The sequence below is a fragment of the Pseudomonas sp. SIMBA_068 genome (assembly GCF_046534705.1).
Taxonomy (GTDB): domain Bacteria; phylum Pseudomonadota; class Gammaproteobacteria; order Pseudomonadales; family Pseudomonadaceae; genus Aquipseudomonas; species Aquipseudomonas putida.
On record NZ_JAWRYI010000291.1, the window covers coordinates 1 to 296 of the forward strand.

Genomic DNA, 296 nt, shown 5'->3' on the forward strand with positions numbered 1-296 from the left:
GAGTCGGCACGCACGCTGGGCTGCAGCCGCTGGGGGGTGTTCGTCAAGGTGACCCTGCCGCTGCTGTGGCCATCGATGCTGGGCGGCGCGCTGCTGATTGCCCTGCACATGCTGGTGGAATTTGGCGCCTTGTCGATTCTTGGCCTGCAGACCTTCACCACGGCTATCTACCAGCAGTTCGAGCTGGAGTTCAGCAACGCCAACGCTGCCATGCTCTCGGCCGTGCTGCTGGCGCTGTGCCTGATCATGCTGTGGCTGGAGCTGCGGGTGCGCGGCAAGGCCCGCCATGTGCGCAT

General features: G+C 65.2%; 1 protein-coding gene. It reads left to right on the plus strand.

The features are described from left to right. The coding region (locus SB756_RS29220; protein ID WP_410913029.1) for an ABC transporter permease subunit at nucleotides 1-296 on the plus strand (296 nt) is incomplete at both ends.